Genomic DNA, 17,829 nt, shown 5'->3' on the forward strand with positions numbered 1-17,829 from the left:
ACAAAAAGGGAGGCCGATATGAAAATAAATGCAGTCGATTTATTTTGCGGTGTAGGCGGTCTAACGTATGGCATTCAGCAGGCAGGTATCAATGTTGTGGCTGGGTATGATATTGATGAAAAAAGTAAGTTTGCTTACGAGTACAACAATGATGCAAAATTTATTTTAAAGGATATTAAGGCAATTGAAGACGATGAAATTTTAGGGTTATATCCATCAGATACTGACATAAAAGTACTGATTGGCTGTGCTCCTTGTCAACCATTTTCAACGTACAGTCATAAATATCAGAATAATAAGAATACAATAAAGAAGATGGACCTTTTGGATTGTTTTGGTAAACAAGTTGAACTTGTAAAACCAGATATTGTGTCAATGGAAAATGTTCCGCAAATTCAAAAAAGAGAAGTATTCCATCGTTTTCAAAGCCTATTGAAAAAGAATGGCTATAAGGTTAGTTATAGAGTAGCATATGCTCCAGACTATGGAGTACCACAAATGAGAAAACGGTTACTTTTGCTTGCATCAAAATTTGGAGATATTTCATTTATTGAACCAGAGTTCGATTCCGACACTTATATTACTCTGAGGGATACTATAGGAAAACTACCTGAAATAAAAGCAGGGGAGACTCATGAACATGATCCACTACATAGAAGTAGAAATTTGTCAGATTTAAACTTAAGAAGAATTAGACAATCTAAACCAGGAGGAACATGGAGAGATTGGGATGATGAGCTTCTTTTAGAAGCATATAAGAAAGAGAGTGGAAAGTCATTTAGTTCAGTTTATGGTCGTTTAGAATGGGATAAACCAGCTAATACTATTACTACTCAGTTTCCTGGAATAGGGAACGGAAGATTTGGTCATCCGGAACAAGATAGGGCTTTAAGTCTACGTGAAGGAGCACTTTTACAGACTTTCCCATTAAATTATAAGTTTGTAAATCCTGAAAAAGGAAGTAATTATCCAATATCTCAAGTGGCATTACAAATAGGTAATGCAGTACCTCCAAAATTAGGAGAAGTGATTGGTAAGAGTATACTTAGACATTTGGAGGAAATAAATGACTTTTGAAAAAGAGTACCCTATTCGGATAAGCCCAGAAATATTGGAATTATTGGGACCAAGTTTATATACAAATATTTATTATATTTTAGCTGAGTTAATTGCTAATAGCTATGATGCTGATGCGGAAAATGTTTGGGTAGATTTATCTGGAGATTCTATTATTATTGAAGACGATGGTCAAGGAATGACTTATGATGAAACTTTAAATAGATATCTTGAGGTTGCAAAAACTACGAGAGTGAGTGACATAGATGCTAAAAGTAAGAAATTTCACAGGCCAAAAATGGGAAGAAAAGGAATAGGTAAACTTGCGGCTTTGGCTGTTTCAACTGAGGTTAATGTAAAAACTAAATCAAATGGTGAATTATCTGGTTTTGTCTTAACAAGAAATGTCCCCAAAGATGGTAAACTTCGTCCAATCTTAGAATCAGAAATCACATTTTCAAATATTTCTGAGTCAGGAACTAGGATTGAGATGTTGAATTCTGAATTTAATCTACCTGCTACGACAATAACAGTAAAAAATAATCTAGCTAAGTTTTTCCCTCAGTTAAGTTCAAATCCTAAAAATCCATTTGTACTCCATATCAAGGGAAAAGATGGTATTAATAAAAAATTAGATAATTTCGTGGATTCATTGGCGACATCGTTAGATTCTCTATTGTTGTTAGGAGAGGATAAGTATACTATTTTAGATAAATTTGAAAAGGCTGCACCAAAGTATGCAAAAAATAATCTGAAAAAAGAACCACCTCGAACTCTTTCTTATAAAATAAATAACAATCAGGGAGAGCAAGAAAATAGAGAATTGAAGATAGAAGGTTGGATTGGGACATACCATACAACCAGAGGATTAAAAGCAAAAGAATCTTCGGATTTTCCTGATAATTTTCTAGCGATTTATTCAAATGGAAAACTGGGTCAATTTAATATATTAAACGAAATTGGACAAAATCGACTGAATGAAGTTTATGTTGTAGGTCAATTGTATGTTGATGAATTTGAGGAAACTAATTTACCTGACATGGCATTAAGCAACAGGCAAGGGTATAAAACTGATGATATCAGATTTCAAATTTTCCTTGCAGAGGCTAAAAAGCTCCTTACCCAAGTTTTACAATTGAAAGAAAAGGCAATTAAAGCTAAAAATAAAAATTCTGAAAAAAGTAAAAAGGAGAAAAAAATAAAAGAAGAGGAACTGTTATCTAAAAAGGTAGAGACGTCAATTGAGTATATGGAAAAGGTTATCCAAACTCAGAGTTTTAACAAAAGAGATGCAGAAAAGATTTTTACAGATTTGGGAATTAAAAAAATCGCGACAGATCAAGATAGTAGAAAAATTTTAATTAGTCATACTAGAAGTGATCAGCTATTAAACAATATTTTATATGGCTTATTATTGTTGAATGGATTCTCTTCAGATGAAATTATTTATACAAGTGATCCTAGTTACAATTCAGTTGTGCCATATGGACTAGATGTTTTCGAATATCTTAGAGAATTTTTTATTAAGAGTTATTCAAAGAAAGAAATTTATGTGCTATATGTATACTCTGACAGTTCTTCTAAAAGACCTGGGGTTTTACAGGAGATAGGAGCCGGTTGGGTTGTTAAGACTAAGCATGGAATTATTAAAGCTGGAAAAACCAATCCTGAACCGCCTTTGAATATCTCCAGCACGTATCCTAGTATTTATTTAGATAAAGAAGACAACAGAGCGTTTACAACAGAAAATCACTTTAGAGTTTTGTATGCGTTGGTAGATTCTATTTGCTCAATGTTTAATAAAGAGATTAGGTCTTTTGAAGAAAATAGGAATTATTTTGAAAATAATAATGGAGTTATTATTGATGAAAGTTCATTTGATTGCAAAATAAATAATAGGGAGATAATACTATGAAAGAATCAAAATTAAAACACATAGATATAGTTCAGTCAACGATTAGTCGGATGGCGCAAAATTCATTTGCAATTAAGGGTTGGACTATTACAGTATTAGTTGGATTATTTGTTTTTTTACAAAAAGATAATTTTAGAAATAATATGATTATTTATCTTATTCCAATAATATTTTTTTGGGTCTTAGATTCATACTATTTATGGCAAGAACGTCTTTTTAGAAAATTATATAACGATATAATAGTTAACGTGACTGAAGAATCAGATTTGTCAATGAATATTATACAATACAAAGCCAAGGTTAAATTTTATAGTTCCTTGTTTTCGGTATCAGAAATAATGATATATCTGCCTCTTCTGTTGATTACGTTATTACTTCTATGCAATGGGAATTAGCGATGAGAATTAGAAAACAACTTACTATGTATCGAATCTAGTTTGTTTATCTATTTTTAATTTATCCCACTAATTGACTCCATCGGCTGGGTAGCAAAAAATCAAAAGTCCTGTTACTTTCTCCCCCTTAACCTTTGACTATTCAGCAAAATTATCGTAAAATAAAGAGTAAATGATAAAATGAGGTCAGAGTCTGTTCGCTCTGGCGATAGTAGTATAAATGAGGAGAAACGCTTTGGAATTAGAAGTATTTGCTGGGCAAGAAAAAAGTGAACTATCTATGATTGAGGTAGCGCGTGCTATCTTGGAACTTCGTGGTCGCGATCATGAGATGCATTTTAGCGATCTTGTAAACGAAATTCAAAACTACCTTGGAACATCAAACAGCGATATCCGCGAAGCTTTGCCTTTGTTCTACACAGAGTTGAACTTTGACGGTAGCTTCATCTCACTTGGAGACAACAAATGGGGTCTTCGTTCATGGTATGGTGTGGACGAAATCGACGAAGAAATCATCGCTCTTGAGGAAAATGACGACGATGAAGTAGCACCAAAAGCTAAGAAAAAACGTGTCAATGCCTTCATGGATGGCGATTCAGATGCTATTGACTACAATGCGGATGATCCAGAAGACGAAGATGCATACGAAGCCGATCCAGCTCTTTCATACGATGATGAAAATCCAGATGATGAGAAAAATGAAGTGGAAGCTTACGATGCAGAAATCAACGAAATTGCCCCAGATGACTTGGGTGAAGACGTAGATCTTAACGAAGAAGACGACGAGTTTTCAGACGATGATTCTGAAAACATCGAGGAATAAAAGTTAGCTATTGACAATTGTTCTATTTTTAGGTATCATATTGTTCGGGCACCTCTTTTAGAGGTCGGGGCTCCCTAGTTCTTAGGGAGCTATTTTTGTTTTTTCAAGAAGTTATCTTCTTGTATTTTAGTTGTGAATCTGGTGCAGTCGTCCCAGATTATTCTTATTAGTAGGGTCTTGTTTTCTATGTCCCCTCGTAGTTAACAAGGCCTTGAGCATTTTAGAAAGAGGAATCTATGTCAACGAAATATATTTTTGTAACTGGTGGTGTGGTATCGTCTATTGGGAAAGGGATTGTCGCAGCGAGTCTGGGACGTCTCTTGAAAAATCGTGGTCTCAAAGTAACCATTCAAAAGTTTGACCCTTATATCAATATCGATCCGGGGACTATGAGCCCTTATCAGCACGGGGAAGTTTTTGTGACAGATGATGGAGCTGAGACAGATTTGGACTTAGGCCACTATGAACGTTTCATCGATATCAATCTCAACAAATATTCCAACGTGACAACTGGTAAAATATACAGTGAAGTTCTTCGTAAGGAACGCCGTGGAGAATACCTTGGGGCAACTGTTCAGGTTATTCCTCATATCACAGATGCTTTGAAAGAGAAAATCAAGCGTGCCGCTGTAACGACAGACTCTGATGTCATTATCACAGAGGTTGGTGGAACAGTAGGAGATATCGAGTCCTTGCCATTCCTAGAGGCTCTTCGTCAGATGAAGGCAGATGTTGGTGCGGATAATGTTATGTACATCCATACAACCTTGCTTCCTTACCTTAAGGCTGCTGGTGAAATGAAAACCAAACCAACCCAGCACTCTGTAAAAGAATTGCGTGGTTTAGGAATCCAACCAAATATGTTGGTGATTCGTACAGAACAACCAGCTGGTCAAGGAATTAAAAATAAACTAGCTCAGTTCTGTGATGTGGCCCCAGAAGCCGTTATCGAATCGTTGGATGTTGAACACCTTTACCAAATTCCATTGAACTTGCAGGCGCAAGGTATGGACCAAATTGTCTGTGACCACTTGAAATTAGACGCACCAGTAGCGGATATGACAGAGTGGTCAGCTATGGTGGACAAGGTCATGAACCTGAAAAAACAAGTTAAAATTTCCCTTGTCGGTAAGTATGTGGAGTTGCAAGATGCCTACATCTCTGTGGTTGAAGCTTTGAAACACTCTGGTTATGCAAATGACGCAGAAGTTAAAATCAATTGGATCAATGCCAATGATGTGACAGCAGAGAATGTGGCAGAGCTTTTGTCTGATGCGGACGGAATCATCGTACCAGGTGGTTTTGGCCAACGTGGTACGGAAGGAAAAATCCAAGCCATCCGCTATGCGCGTGAAAATGATGTTCCAATGTTAGGTGTTTGCTTGGGAATGCAGCTGACTTGTATTGAGTTTGCTCGTCACGTTTTAGGACTCGAAGGTGCCAATTCTGCAGAGCTTGCACCAGAAACAAAATACCCTATCATTGATATCATGCGTGATCAGATTGACGTTGAGGATATGGGAGGAACCCTTCGCTTGGGACTTTATCCATCTAAGTTGAAACGTGGCTCTAAGGCAGCGGCTGCTTATCACAATCAAGAAGTGGTGCAACGCCGTCACCGTCACCGTTATGAGTTTAACAATGCCTTCCGTGAGCAGTTTGAGGCAGCAGGCTTTGTCTTTTCAGGAGTTTCTCCAGACAATCGCTTGGTAGAAATCGTAGAAATTCCTGAAAATAAATTCTTTGTAGCGTGTCAGTATCACCCTGAACTGTCAAGTCGTCCAAACCGCCCAGAAGAACTCTACACTGCTTTTGTCACTGCAGCTGTTGAGAACAGTAATTAGTTAAATCAAAACCTTTGAGAAGAATCTCAGAGGTTTTTTGATTGCATATTTAGGATAATATTTGCAAATTAAAAACATAGTGATATAATTAACATAACAAAAGTTAAGGAGGATTTACAATGAAAAAAATCACACTATTTGGTTTGTCTCTAGCAGGCCTAGCTTTACTGGCTTTTCCTCATTCAGGTCAGGCATTCGAGCTAAAAGAAGAATGGGTTGTTAAATGTGGAGTTCAGTATCAAGATGGCAAGATTCTCCGATTTAATAATGGCCATGAAGTGGATATTAAAGTATTGGATTTGCAAAAAACCGAGAAAATCGAGTGGACGGTTAGTCTCAATGGTCAAGATCAGACTGTCAATTTCCTAGGTCAAGAAAAGGACAAGTCTATGATTGGCGTAGAAGGGCGTTATCTTAATTTCTATGTTCCATATGGCTATAGAGGAGATATCAAGGTAGAAGCCAAGAGCGGAAATGAAGTCAAGATCTGGTCAACGAAAGTTGTGGATGATATTCATAATGATAGTGGAAAGAGAGGTTACTACCGTATTGAAGAATCAAATGATCAATACACTTACCTCGATGCTAAATGGGATTATCAAACCAAGACTTACACTGCTACCTTACCAGAGACTGTCAATGGTCAAAAAGTATTTGCTTGGGCAGACTATGACAATGGTGAGTTGAAACTTGAAAAACAAAAGTCTATTAGTCATAAATATGATGGAGGATCTTTCAAAGAACTTTATCCGATTGTGAAAGCAGAAAGCTGGCTAAGATCAGACCAAAACTGGTACTATCAAAAACAAGGCCAGTTAGTGCAGAACGATTGGGTTAAGGACAAGGGAACTTGGTACTTTATGAACGATAAAGGAGTCATGTTCAATCAAACTTGGCTTTATCAAGGTAGCAACTGGTATGCCTTTAAATCATCAGGAGCTATGATTGCTGGTGACTGGCTTTATGACCAAGGCAAGTGGTACTATTTATCAACTTCAGGAGCTATGAAAGCAAGCGCTTGGGTTTATGATAAGGGAGAATGGTATTATGTAAGTTCTTCTGGTGCCATGCTAGCGAATGATTGGGTCAAAGATAAAGGCAAGTGGTATTATCTAGCTTCATCAGGTAAGATGCTTCGCAATACCTACACACCAGATGGTTACTATGTTGGCAACTCAGGCGCTTGGCAATAAGAATAAGAAGTCCTTTTCCTTTAAGGAAGAGGCTTTTTACTTGCTTTTCTGTTGCTTCCTCATTTGTCCTAAAGCCTTTTTTGTGTTAAAATGAATGGTATGAAAGCTAAAAAAATGTGGATGGCAGGTCTGGCTCTGCTTGGTATTGGGAGCCTTGCCCTTGCTACGAAAAAAGTTGCAGATGACCGCAAGCTCAGGAAGACTCAGGAAGAGTTGACAACGATTGTACGAGACCATTTTGCCGACATGGGGGAAATTGCGACCCTCTATGTTCAAGTTTATGAAAGCAGTCTGGAGAGCTTGGTTGGCGGCGTCATTTTTGAGGATGGCCGTCATTATACCTTTGTCTATGAAAATGAAGACCTGGTCTATGAGGAGGAAGTCTTATGATACAACCAGCAAGTTTAGAAGAATTGGCATCTTTAGTAGAAAAAGATGGCAAGAAGGTCTTTCTTTTTGTGGCGGACTGGTGTGGCGATTGTCGTTATATCTATCCTGCCTTGCCAGAAATTGAGGAGGCCAATCCTGAGTTCACTTTTATTCGAGTGGACCGAGACCAATATATGGATTTGGCCAAACTTTGGGATGTTTATGGAATCCCTAGCCTTGTTGTTCTAGAAAAGGACAAGGAAATCGGCCGTTTTGTTAATCGTGACCGTAAAAGCAAGCAACAAATTAATGACTTTTTAGCAGGATTGAAATAGGAGAAAAAGGAAACAATGATTTTTACATATAACAAAGAACATGTCGGTGATGTCCTTATGGTCATCGTGAAAAACAGTGGAGATGCCAAACTGGATGTGGAACGCAAAGGAAATGTAGCCCATGTTTTTCTAAAAGAGAATGGGGAAACAGTAGCTTGGAATATTTTCGAAGTTTCAAGTTTATTTGAAATTGCAGAGCGCGGTCAAGTCTTTTTATCAGATGAGCAAGCCGCTCGTTTGAACCAAGAATTACAGGCGGAAGGTTTTGCAGAAGAAATTGTCAATGATAAGGAACCTAAGTTTGTTGTTGGTGAGATTGTCGAGATGGTAGCTCATCCAGATAGTGACCACCTCAACATCTGCCAAGTTGCAGTCGCAAGTGACAAGACAGTACAAATCGTTGCAGGGGCTCCTAATGCGCGTGTCGGTCTGAAAACCATTGTGGCTCTTCCTGGAGCTATGATGCCCAAAGGCAATCTCATTTTCCCAGGCGAACTTCGTGGCGAAAAGAGTTTTGGCATGATGTGCAGCCCTCGTGAACTTGCCTTGCCAAATGCTCCGCAAAAACGTGGAGTTATTGAATTATCAGAAGACCAGGTTGTCGGAACACTATTCGCCCCAGCTAAACACTGGACTGCCTAAGAAATTGTCAGTATCTGATAGACCAGAGAGAAGGAAATAAGATGGCAAAAAATGTAGTGATTACAGGGGCGACATCTGGAATTGGTGAAGCGATTGCGCGTGCTTATCTGGAGCAGGGGGAGAATGTCGTTCTAACAGGGCGACGGACAGACAGATTAGAGGCTCTCAAGTCAGAGTTTGCAGCAACCTATCCAAATCAAACAGTTTGGACCTTTCCACTGGATGTGACGGATATGACCATGGTCAAGACTGTCTGCTCTGATATTCTAGAAACGATAGGGCAGATTGATATTCTGGTCAATAATGCTGGACTAGCTCTTGGCTTGGCTCCCTATCAAGACTATGAGGAGTTGGATATGCTGACCATGTTGGATACCAATGTCAAAGGTTTGATGGCAGTTACTCGCTGTTTCTTGCCAGCAATGGTAAAAGCCAATCAGGGTCATATTATCAATATGGGGTCAACCGCAGGAATCTATGCTTATGCGGGAGCCGCTGTTTACTCAGCAACCAAGGCGGCAGTTAAAACCTTTTCAGATGGACTGCGAATTGATACCATCGCAACGGATATCAAGGTGACAACCATTCAGCCTGGAATTGTCGAAACAGATTTCTCTACAGTTCGTTTTCATGGTGACAAAGAGCGTGCTGAGGCGGTCTATCAGGGAATCGAAGCTTTGCAAGCTAAGGATATTGCAGACACAGTAGTCTATGTGACCAGTCAACCTCGTCGTGTGCAAATTACAGATATGACCATTATGGCCAATCAACAGGCGACAGGTTTCATGGTTCATAAAAACTAAAAAATTTCCTCAAAAAGTTACAAATTTCTGTAACTTTTTTTAATTTCCTACGAATAGATAAGTAGGAGGAAGAAAATATGTATAATAAAGTTATCCTAATTGGACGTTTAACGTCTACACCAGAATTGCACAAAACCAGCAATGACAAGTCAGTAGCACGAGCAACTATTGCTGTTAACCGTCGATATAAAGACCAAAATGGTGAACGTGAAGCTGATTTTGTTAATATGGTTTTATGGGGTAGACTAGCAGAAACTTTGGCAAGCTACGCAACCAGAGGAAGTCTCATTTCAGTGGATGGAGAATTACGTACCCGTCGTTTTGAGAAAAATGGCCAGATGAATTATGTGACCGAAGTACTTGTTACAGGATTCCAACTCTTGGAAAGTCGTGCCCAACGTGCCATGCGTGAAAATAACGCAGGTCAAGACCTAGCGGACTTGGTTTTGGAAGAGGAAGAACTACCATTTTAAGCATTAAAAAGTCTGAGTTAGTCTCAGGCTTTTTATCTTGAGAAAGTCAGACTTTTTTCTTGACTATTTCTGACCAAGTGATACAATAGAACTATAAATTAGCACTCATCTATAAAGAGTGCTAATAATATCTATCTCATCATGGAGGAAAACAGATGTTGAAACCATTAGGAGACCGTGTGGTCTTAAAAGTAGAAGAAAAAGAACAAACTGTTGGAGGATTTGTCCTTGCAGGTTCAGCTCAAGAAAAAACAAAAACAGCCCAAGTTGTGGCTACTGGACAAGGTGTTCGTACCTTGAATGGTGACTTGGTGGCTCCAAGCGTTAAAGCTGGAGATCGTGTCTTAGTTGAAGCTCACGCAGGTCTCGATGTCAAAGACGGCGATGAAAAGTACATCATCGTTGGCGAAGCGAACATTTTGGCTATCATTGAAGAATAGAAGGAGAAAGTAAGTATGTCAAAAGAAATTAAATTTTCATCTGATGCTCGTTCAGCTATGGTCCGTGGTGTCGATATCCTTGCAGACACTGTTAAAGTAACCTTAGGACCAAAAGGTCGTAATGTCGTTCTTGAAAAATCATTCGGTTCACCCCTCATCACCAATGACGGTGTGACCATTGCCAAAGAAATCGAGTTGGAAGATCATTTTGAAAATATGGGTGCCAAATTGGTATCAGAAGTGGCTTCGAAAACCAATGATATCGCAGGTGACGGGACTACAACTGCAACTGTTTTGACTCAAGCGATCGTCCGTGAAGGAATCAAAAATGTCACAGCAGGCGCAAATCCAATCGGCATTCGTCGTGGGATTGAAGCAGCAGTTGCCACAGCAGTAGAAGCCTTGAAAAATAATGCTATCCCAGTTGCCAATAAAGAAGCTATTGCTCAGGTTGCTGCCGTGTCTTCTCGTTCTGAAAAAGTTGGTGAATATATTTCGGAAGCCATGGAAAAAGTTGGTAAAGACGGAGTTATCACCATTGAAGAGTCACGTGGTATGGAAACAGAACTTGAAGTTGTGGAAGGAATGCAGTTTGACCGCGGTTATCTTTCACAGTACATGGTAACAGATAGCGAAAAAATGGTGGCTGACCTTGAAAATCCATATATCTTGATTACAGACAAGAAGATTTCAAATATCCAAGAAATCTTGCCACTCCTCGAAAGCATTCTCCAAAGCAATCGTCCACTCTTGATTATTGCGGATGATGTGGATGGTGAAGCTCTTCCAACCCTTGTATTGAACAAGATTCGTGGAACCTTCAACGTGGTAGCAGTCAAGGCACCTGGTTTTGGTGACCGTCGTAAAGCAATGCTTGAAGATATCGCCATCTTAACAGGTGGAACAGTTATCACAGAAGACCTTGGTCTTGAGTTGAAAGATGCGACAATTGAAGCTCTTGGTCAAGCAGCGAGAGTAACTGTGGACAAAGATAGCACTGTTATTGTAGAAGGTGCTGGAAATCCTGAAGCGATTTCTCACCGTGTTGCGGTTATCAAGTCTCAAATCGAAACCACAACTTCTGAGTTTGACCGTGAAAAATTGCAAGAACGCTTGGCAAAATTGTCAGGTGGTGTGGCGGTTATTAAGGTCGGAGCCGCAACTGAAACTGAGTTGAAAGAAATGAAACTCCGCATTGAAGATGCCCTCAACGCTACTCGTGCAGCTGTTGAAGAAGGAATCGTTGCAGGTGGTGGAACAGCCCTTGTAAATGTTATCCCAGCCGTGGCTGATTTGGAATTGACAGGAGACGAAGCAACAGGCCGCAATATTGTTCTCCGCGCTTTGGAAGAACCTGTTCGTCAGATCGCCCACAATGCAGGATTCGAAGGTTCAATCGTTATCGATCGTTTGAAAAATGCTGAAGTTGGTACAGGCTTCAACGCAGCAACTGGTGAGTGGGTTAATATGATTGATCAAGGAATCATTGATCCAGTTAAAGTGAGCCGTTCAGCCTTACAAAATGCAGCATCTGTAGCCAGCTTGATTTTGACTACAGAAGCAGTCGTGGCCAATAAACCAGAACCCGCAGCCCCAGCTCCAGCAATGGATCCAAGTATGATGGGCGGTATGATGTAAGATTTCTATAGAAAACAACTTATAAAAAACACAAAAGGAGGGAATGCCTATCCCTCCTTTTTATGCTATTCACTTCTAAATTGATTTGAGCTCTCTTAACTTATATGATAAAATAAGACTAGAAAAAGGAGAAGAACATGATCGATGTAGAAGAAATTCTGAGCAAGATGAACCCCAATCAGAAGATTAATTATGACCGTGTCATGCAGAAGATGGTACAAGTATGGGAGAAAAATGAGCAACGGCCAACCATTCTCATGCATGTTTGCTGTGCCCCTTGTAGTACCTATACACTAGAATATTTGACCAAATACGCTGATGTGACCATCTATTTTGCCAATTCCAATATCCATCCCAAGGCAGAATACCATAAGCGTGCCTATGTTACCAAGAAATTTGTCAGTGATTTCAATGAGCGAACAGGAAATACGGTTCAGTATCTAGAAGCTCCCTACGAACCAAATGAATACCGTAAGTTAGTCAGAGGACTGGAAGAAGAACCAGAAGGTGGTGACCGTTGCAAGGTTTGCTTTGACTACCGACTGGATAAGACAGCGCAAGTGGCTATGGATTTGGGCTTTGACTACTTTGGTTCAGCTTTGACCATCAGTCCTCATAAGAATTCTCAAACCATTAACAGCATTGGAATCGATGTGCAAAAAATTTATACAACCCACTATCTTCCAAGTGATTTCAAGAAAAATCAAGGATACAAACGTTCAGTAGAGATGTGTGAAGAGTATGACATCTACCGTCAATGTTATTGTGGATGCGTCTATGCAGCTCAGGCGCAGAATATTGACCTGGTTCAAGTTAAGAAGGACGCCACAGCGTTCATGCTTGATAAGGATGTTGAAAAAGACTATTCCCACATCAAATTTACTGTTACGAAATTAGATATATAGAGACCAACCCAGCTGAAAAGCTGGGTTTTTCAAATAAAAAACCAGGGCTTTCACCCTAGTTTGACAACTTTACCGATTCTTTAGTTCTACATAGCGCTTGTACCAAATGTTTACATAGGCTTCTGAGAAAGGACCTCGTCCATTGTTAATCCAATCAACAAGAATTTTGACATGTTCTTTTAAAATGTAGTCCAAGTCATCAGAATAATTCATTTTGCGTTTGTGACGCTCATACTCCTCAACGTCCAAGAGACGTTTTTCCCCATCTGTAAAAATTTTAACATCCAAATCGTAATCAATATACTTCAGTGCTTCTTCATCCAGATAGTAGGGGCTAGCCATATTGCAATAGTAGGAAATTCCATTATCGCGAATCATGGCAATGATATTAAACCAATATTTCTTGTGAAAGTAAACAATAGCCGGTTCTCGAGTGACCCAACGACGACCATCACTTTCGGTAACAAGTGTATGATCGTTGACACCAATAATGGCGTTTTCTGTTGTTTTTAGTACCATGGTGTCCCGCCAAGTTCGGTGGAGACTCCCATCATGCTTATAACTTTGAATTGTAATAAAGTCGCCTTCTTTTGGAAGCTTCATAACTAACCAACTTTCTACAATTTATAAGTTTATCGTTTACTATTGTACCATAAAATTGCCTAAAATCTGTGAATTTTACATGAAAATATTAAAGATATTCTCTGAGAGCGCTTGCTATATCCGAAAAATCGTAGCCCTTTCGTGCTAAAACTTGAGTTAAACGCTGTTTAAGTTCGTATCCTTCATATTTTCGGGCATACTTGGCATATTGCTTATCAAGTTCCTTGAAGATGAGTTCTTGAGTAGTTTCTTGGTCAACTTGACTATCCAACTCGTCAAAGGCACTTTTAGCATCAGAGTAAGAGAATCCCTTGTTGGTCAAGTTCTGGATAATCTTATCTTGCAAGGCACGAGCTGGAAGCGTTCCCTCATATTTTTTCAATAGTTTATTGGCTACACGTTGCGCAACTTTCGAAAAATCAAAATCATTCAAGATTTCTTCTATAGTAGATTTTGAAATTCCTTTTTGTACTAATTTCTGAGTCAGTACATAAGGCCCCTTGTCTCCTGAAAGTTGATTGGCATTGATGATAGCATAAGCGTACTGGCTATCATTAATCCACTTATCTTCTTTAAGATTAGCAATGACTTGAGAAATTATGTTCTCATCAATATCGTATTTTTTCAGATATTCTCTAACCTCTTTTTCAGTGCGTGCTTTAAAGGATAGGTGGTAGAGTGCTAGATTCTTACCATAAGAAAATTGAGCAAAGTCCTGAATCTCCTTTAATTCCTCTTCGCTTATCACCTTATCTCTCGATAACATAAAACGAACAATTGTATCTTCAGTAATGTAGCATTTGTCGTTATTATCAAGCTCCATTAGATAGAGTCTTTTTTTCTTTTCAAGTTTTGTGATTTTCATAGTTCTATTATAACTCAAAATGTGATAAGATAGGGGTATGAATCTGAAAGTGAAACAAAAAATACCATTAAAAATCAAGCGCATGGGAATTAATGGTGAGGGAATCGGCTTTTATCAAAAAACATTAGTCTTTGTACCTGGAGCACTCAAAGGTGAAGATATCTATTGTCAGATTACTTCTATTAAACGCAACTTTGTTGAAGCAAAATTACTAAAGGTTAATAAGAAGTCTAAATTTCGAGTTGTGCCAGCTTGTACTATTTACAATGAGTGCGGAGGTTGCCAAATCATGCACCTGCATTATGATAAGCAGCTAGAGTTCAAGACGGACCTACTTCACCAAGCACTGAAAAAATTCGCCCCTGCTGGATATGAAAACTATGAAATTCGTACAACTATTGGAATGCAGGAACCAAAATATTACCGAGCTAAGTTGCAATTTCAGACTCGAAAATTTAAAAATCAGGTCAAGGCGGGCTTATATGCACAAAACTCTCACTATTTAGTAGAGTTGAAAGACTGCCTGGTACAAGACAAGGAAACCCAAGTGATTGCTAATCGCCTAGCAGAATTACTTACTTATCACCTGATTCCAATTACGGATGAGAGAAAAGTTTTAGGTGTTAGGACGATTATGGTCCGACGAGCAAGAAAGACTGGACAGGTTCAGATTATTATTGTTACAAACCGTCAGCTTAATTTAACCCAACTAGTAAAAGACTTAGTTAAAGATTTCCCAGAAATTGTGACAATCGCTGTGAATACAAATACAGCTAAAACAAGTGAGATATATGGTGAAAAGACAGAGATTATCTGGGGAGAAGAGAGTATTCAGGAAGGTGTTCTCGATTATGAATTTTCACTATCCCCTCGAGCTTTCTATCAATTAAATCCTGAACAGACAGAAGTCCTCTATAGTGAGGCAGTAAAAGCGCTGGATGTTGATAAAGAAGACCATTTGATTGACGCTTATTGTGGAGTTGGAACGATTGGTTTTGCCTTTGCAAAGAAAGTAAAAACACTCAGAGGTATGGATATTATTCCAGAAGCTATTGAAGATGCCAAGCGAAATGCTAAAAGAATGGGATTTGACAATACTCATTATGAAGCTGGAACGGCAGAAGAGATTATTCCTCGCTGGTATAAGGAAGGCTACCGAGCAGATGCTCTGATTGTGGACCCACCACGTACAGGTCTAGATGACAAGTTACTAGATACAATTCTTACCTATGTACCAGAAAAAATGGTCTATATTTCTTGTAATGTTTCGACCTTGGCTCGTGATTTGGTACGCTTAGTAGAAGTCTATGATCTTCATTATATCCAGTCGGTCGATATGTTCCCCCATACAGCTCGAACGGAAGCAGTTGTAAAATTAATTAAAAAAAGATAAAAAAGGTGTTGACAAAGTTAGAAAAGTCTGTATAATAGTAAGAGTTGAAAATAACTCAGGTCCGTTGGTCAAGGGGTTAAGACACCGCCTTTTCACGGCGGTAACACGGGTTCGAATCCCGTACGGACTATGGTATGTTGTGGTTGAGGCACTTGATGAAAAATTTTTAAAAAAGTTTCAAAAAAGTGTTGACAAGCGAAAGCGGCTGTGATATACTAATATAGTTGTCACTTGAGAGAAGCGAGTGACAAAGACCTTTGAAAACTGAACAAGACGAACCAATGTGCAGGGCACTACAACTAAGGTTGTAGTACTGAACAATGAAAAAAACAATAAATCTGTCAGTGACAGAAATGAGTGAGAACTCAAACTTTTAATGAGAGTTTGATCCTGGCTCAGGACGAACGCTGGCGGCGTGCCTAATACATGCAAGTAGAACGCTGAAGGAGGAGCTTGCTTCTCTGGATGAGTTGCGAACGGGTGAGTAACGCGTAGGTAACCTGCCTGGTAGCGGGGGATAACTATTGGAAACGATAGCTAATACCGCATAAGAGTAGATGTTGCATGACATTTGCTTAAAAGGTGCAATTGCATCACTACCAGATGGACCTGCGTTGTATTAGCTAGTTGGTGGGGTAACGGCTCACCAAGGCGACGATACATAGCCGACCTGAGAGGGTGATCGGCCACACTGGGACTGAGACACGGCCCAGACTCCTACGGGAGGCAGCAGTAGGGAATCTTCGGCAATGGACGGAAGTCTGACCGAGCAACGCCGCGTGAGTGAAGAAGGTTTTCGGATCGTAAAGCTCTGTTGTAAGAGAAGAACGAGTGTGAGAGTGGAAAGTTCACACTGTGACGGTATCTTACCAGAAAGGGACGGCTAACTACGTGCCAGCAGCCGCGGTAATACGTAGGTCCCGAGCGTTGTCCGGATTTATTGGGCGTAAAGCGAGCGCAGGCGGTTAGATAAGTCTGAAGTTAAAGGCTGTGGCTTAACCATAGTACGCTTTGGAAACTGTTTAACTTGAGTGCAAGAGGGGAGAGTGGAATTCCATGTGTAGCGGTGAAATGCGTAGATATATGGAGGAACACCGGTGGCGAAAGCGGCTCTCTGGCTTGTAACTGACGCTGAGGCTCGAAAGCGTGGGGAGCAAACAGGATTAGATACCCTGGTAGTCCACGCCGTAAACGATGAGTGCTAGGTGTTAGACCCTTTCCGGGGTTTAGTGCCGTAGCTAACGCATTAAGCACTCCGCCTGGGGAGTACGACCGCAAGGTTGAAACTCAAAGGAATTGACGGGGGCCCGCACAAGCGGTGGAGCATGTGGTTTAATTCGAAGCAACGCGAAGAACCTTACCAGGTCTTGACATCCCTCTGACCGCTCTAGAGATAGAGTTTTCCTTCGGGACAGAGGTGACAGGTGGTGCATGGTTGTCGTCAGCTCGTGTCGTGAGATGTTGGGTTAAGTCCCGCAACGAGCGCAACCCCTATTGTTAGTTGCCATCATTCAGTTGGGCACTCTAGCGAGACTGCCGGTAATAAACCGGAGGAAGGTGGGGATGACGTCAAATCATCATGCCCCTTATGACCTGGGCTACACACGTGCTACAATGGCTGGTACAACGAGTCGCAAGCCGGTGACGGCAAGCTAATCTCTTAAAGCCAGTCTCAGTTCGGATTGTAGGCTGCAACTCGCCTACATGAAGTCGGAATCGCTAGTAATCGCGGATCAGCACGCCGCGGTGAATACGTTCCCGGGCCTTGTACACACCGCCCGTCACACCACGAGAGTTTGTAACACCCGAAGTCGGTGAGGTAACCTTTTAGGAGCCAGCCGCCTAAGGTGGGATAGATGATTGGGGTGAAGTCGTAACAAGGTAGCCGTATCGGAAGGTGCGGCTGGATCACCTCCTTTCTAAGGATAAGGAACTGCGCATTGGTCTTGTTTAGTCTTGAGAGGTCTTGTGGGGCCTTAGCTCAGCTGGGAGAGCGCCTGCTTTGCACGCAGGAGGTCAGCGGTTCGATCCCGCTAGGCTCCATTGGTGAGAGATCACCAAGTAATGCACATTGAAAATTGAATATCTATATCAAATAGTAACAAGAAAATAAACCGAAACGCTGTAGTATTAAAAG

General features: G+C 40.1%; 17 protein-coding genes, 2 tRNA genes and 1 rRNA gene. 18 read left to right on the forward strand and 2 right to left on the reverse strand.

Annotated elements, in window-relative coordinates; translation table 11 throughout:
- The first annotated feature begins 18 nt into the window (after positions 1-18).
- The 14 genes from JJN14_RS02190 to JJN14_RS02255 all read left to right on the forward strand — a co-directional run bounded on the left by JJN14_RS02190 (position 19) and on the right by JJN14_RS02255 (position 12,831).
- A complete protein-coding gene (locus JJN14_RS02190) occupies positions 19-1,077 on the forward strand; it encodes a DNA cytosine methyltransferase (protein WP_201058782.1) in 1,059 nt (352 codons plus the stop codon).
- A complete protein-coding gene (locus JJN14_RS02195; protein WP_201058783.1) occupies positions 1,067-2,971 on the forward strand; it encodes an ATP-binding protein in 1,905 nt (634 codons plus the stop codon). Before JJN14_RS02190 ends, JJN14_RS02195 begins: the two co-directional genes overlap by 11 nt.
- A complete protein-coding gene (locus JJN14_RS02200) occupies positions 2,968-3,366 on the forward strand; it encodes a hypothetical protein (RefSeq protein ID WP_033681356.1) in 399 nt (132 codons plus the stop codon). Before JJN14_RS02195 ends, JJN14_RS02200 begins: the two co-directional genes overlap by 4 nt.
- A 235-nt stretch (positions 3,367-3,601) precedes the next feature.
- A complete protein-coding gene (rpoE, locus tag JJN14_RS02205; protein WP_031227756.1) occupies positions 3,602-4,189 on the forward strand; it encodes a DNA-directed RNA polymerase subunit delta in 588 nt (195 codons plus the stop codon).
- A gap of 236 nt (positions 4,190-4,425) precedes the next feature.
- Positions 4,426-6,033, forward strand: coding sequence for a CTP synthase (locus tag JJN14_RS02210; protein WP_049493610.1), 1,608 nt, complete (start codon positions 4,426-4,428; stop codon positions 6,031-6,033).
- A 119-nt stretch (positions 6,034-6,152) separates the two neighbouring features.
- On the forward strand, positions 6,153-7,226 hold the full coding sequence (locus JJN14_RS02215; RefSeq protein WP_201058784.1) for an N-acetylmuramoyl-L-alanine amidase family protein: 1,074 nt from the start codon (positions 6,153-6,155) through the stop codon (positions 7,224-7,226).
- Positions 7,227-7,316: 90 nt separating this feature from the next.
- The gene (locus JJN14_RS02220; RefSeq protein ID WP_201058785.1) at positions 7,317-7,616 is read left to right on the forward strand and encodes a DUF4651 domain-containing protein; all 300 of its coding nucleotides are present in this window, start codon (positions 7,317-7,319) and stop codon (positions 7,614-7,616) included.
- Positions 7,613-7,930: a thioredoxin family protein gene (locus JJN14_RS02225; protein WP_020900992.1), complete on the forward strand. Its 318-nt coding sequence runs from the start codon at positions 7,613-7,615 to the stop codon at positions 7,928-7,930. Before JJN14_RS02220 ends, JJN14_RS02225 begins: the two co-directional genes overlap by 4 nt.
- A 15-nt stretch (positions 7,931-7,945) precedes the next feature.
- Entirely contained in the window at positions 7,946-8,572 is a 627-nt protein-coding gene (ytpR, locus tag JJN14_RS02230) for a YtpR family tRNA-binding protein (protein ID WP_201058786.1), read from the forward strand.
- Positions 8,573-8,613: 41 nt separating this feature from the next.
- Positions 8,614-9,375, forward strand: coding sequence for an SDR family NAD(P)-dependent oxidoreductase (locus JJN14_RS02235; RefSeq protein WP_201058787.1), 762 nt, complete (start codon positions 8,614-8,616; stop codon positions 9,373-9,375).
- Positions 9,376-9,452: 77 nt separating this feature from the next.
- Positions 9,453-9,848: a single-stranded DNA-binding protein gene (locus tag JJN14_RS02240; RefSeq protein WP_201058788.1), complete on the forward strand. Its 396-nt coding sequence runs from the start codon at positions 9,453-9,455 to the stop codon at positions 9,846-9,848.
- A 155-nt stretch (positions 9,849-10,003) separates the two neighbouring features.
- A complete protein-coding gene (gene groES / locus JJN14_RS02245) occupies positions 10,004-10,288 on the forward strand; it encodes a co-chaperone GroES (protein ID WP_033688179.1) in 285 nt (94 codons plus the stop codon).
- A 15-nt stretch (positions 10,289-10,303) separates the two neighbouring features.
- Positions 10,304-11,926, forward strand: coding sequence for a chaperonin GroEL (gene groL, locus JJN14_RS02250; protein WP_201058789.1), 1,623 nt, complete (start codon positions 10,304-10,306; stop codon positions 11,924-11,926).
- A gap of 137 nt (positions 11,927-12,063) precedes the next feature.
- Positions 12,064-12,831, forward strand: coding sequence for an epoxyqueuosine reductase QueH (locus tag JJN14_RS02255; RefSeq protein ID WP_000567569.1), 768 nt, complete (start codon positions 12,064-12,066; stop codon positions 12,829-12,831).
- A gap of 69 nt (positions 12,832-12,900) precedes the next feature.
- On the opposite strand, the gene JJN14_RS02260 is transcribed toward JJN14_RS02255, so the two are convergent.
- Both JJN14_RS02260 and recX read right to left on the reverse strand, forming a co-directional pair.
- Positions 12,901-13,434 carry a DUF402 domain-containing protein gene (locus tag JJN14_RS02260; RefSeq protein WP_000775316.1) on the reverse strand — a complete coding sequence of 178 codons (534 nt, stop codon included), beginning with the start codon at positions 13,432-13,434 and terminating at the stop codon, positions 12,901-12,903.
- An 88-nt stretch (positions 13,435-13,522) separates the two neighbouring features.
- Positions 13,523-14,299, reverse strand: a complete 777-nt coding sequence (recX, locus tag JJN14_RS02265) for a recombination regulator RecX (RefSeq protein ID WP_201058790.1) — start codon at positions 14,297-14,299, stop codon at positions 13,523-13,525.
- A gap of 37 nt (positions 14,300-14,336) precedes the next feature.
- On the opposite strand from recX, the gene rlmD reads away from it, so the two are divergent.
- From rlmD to JJN14_RS02285, 4 genes are all read left to right on the forward strand, one after another.
- Positions 14,337-15,692 carry a 23S rRNA (uracil(1939)-C(5))-methyltransferase RlmD gene (gene rlmD / locus JJN14_RS02270; protein WP_201058791.1) on the forward strand — a complete coding sequence of 452 codons (1,356 nt, stop codon included), beginning with the start codon at positions 14,337-14,339 and terminating at the stop codon, positions 15,690-15,692.
- A gap of 58 nt (positions 15,693-15,750) precedes the next feature.
- Positions 15,751-15,822 (forward strand) — tRNA-Glu (locus tag JJN14_RS02275).
- A gap of 242 nt (positions 15,823-16,064) precedes the next feature.
- A 16S ribosomal RNA gene (locus tag JJN14_RS02280) occupies positions 16,065-17,611 on the forward strand.
- 51 nt (positions 17,612-17,662) lie between these two features.
- A tRNA-Ala gene (locus tag JJN14_RS02285) sits at positions 17,663-17,735 on the forward strand.
- Positions 17,736-17,829 lie beyond the last annotated feature (94 nt).

It is taken from the genome of Streptococcus mitis, from assembly GCF_016658865.1.
Lineage (GTDB): Bacteria > Bacillota > Bacilli > Lactobacillales > Streptococcaceae > Streptococcus > Streptococcus mitis_BT.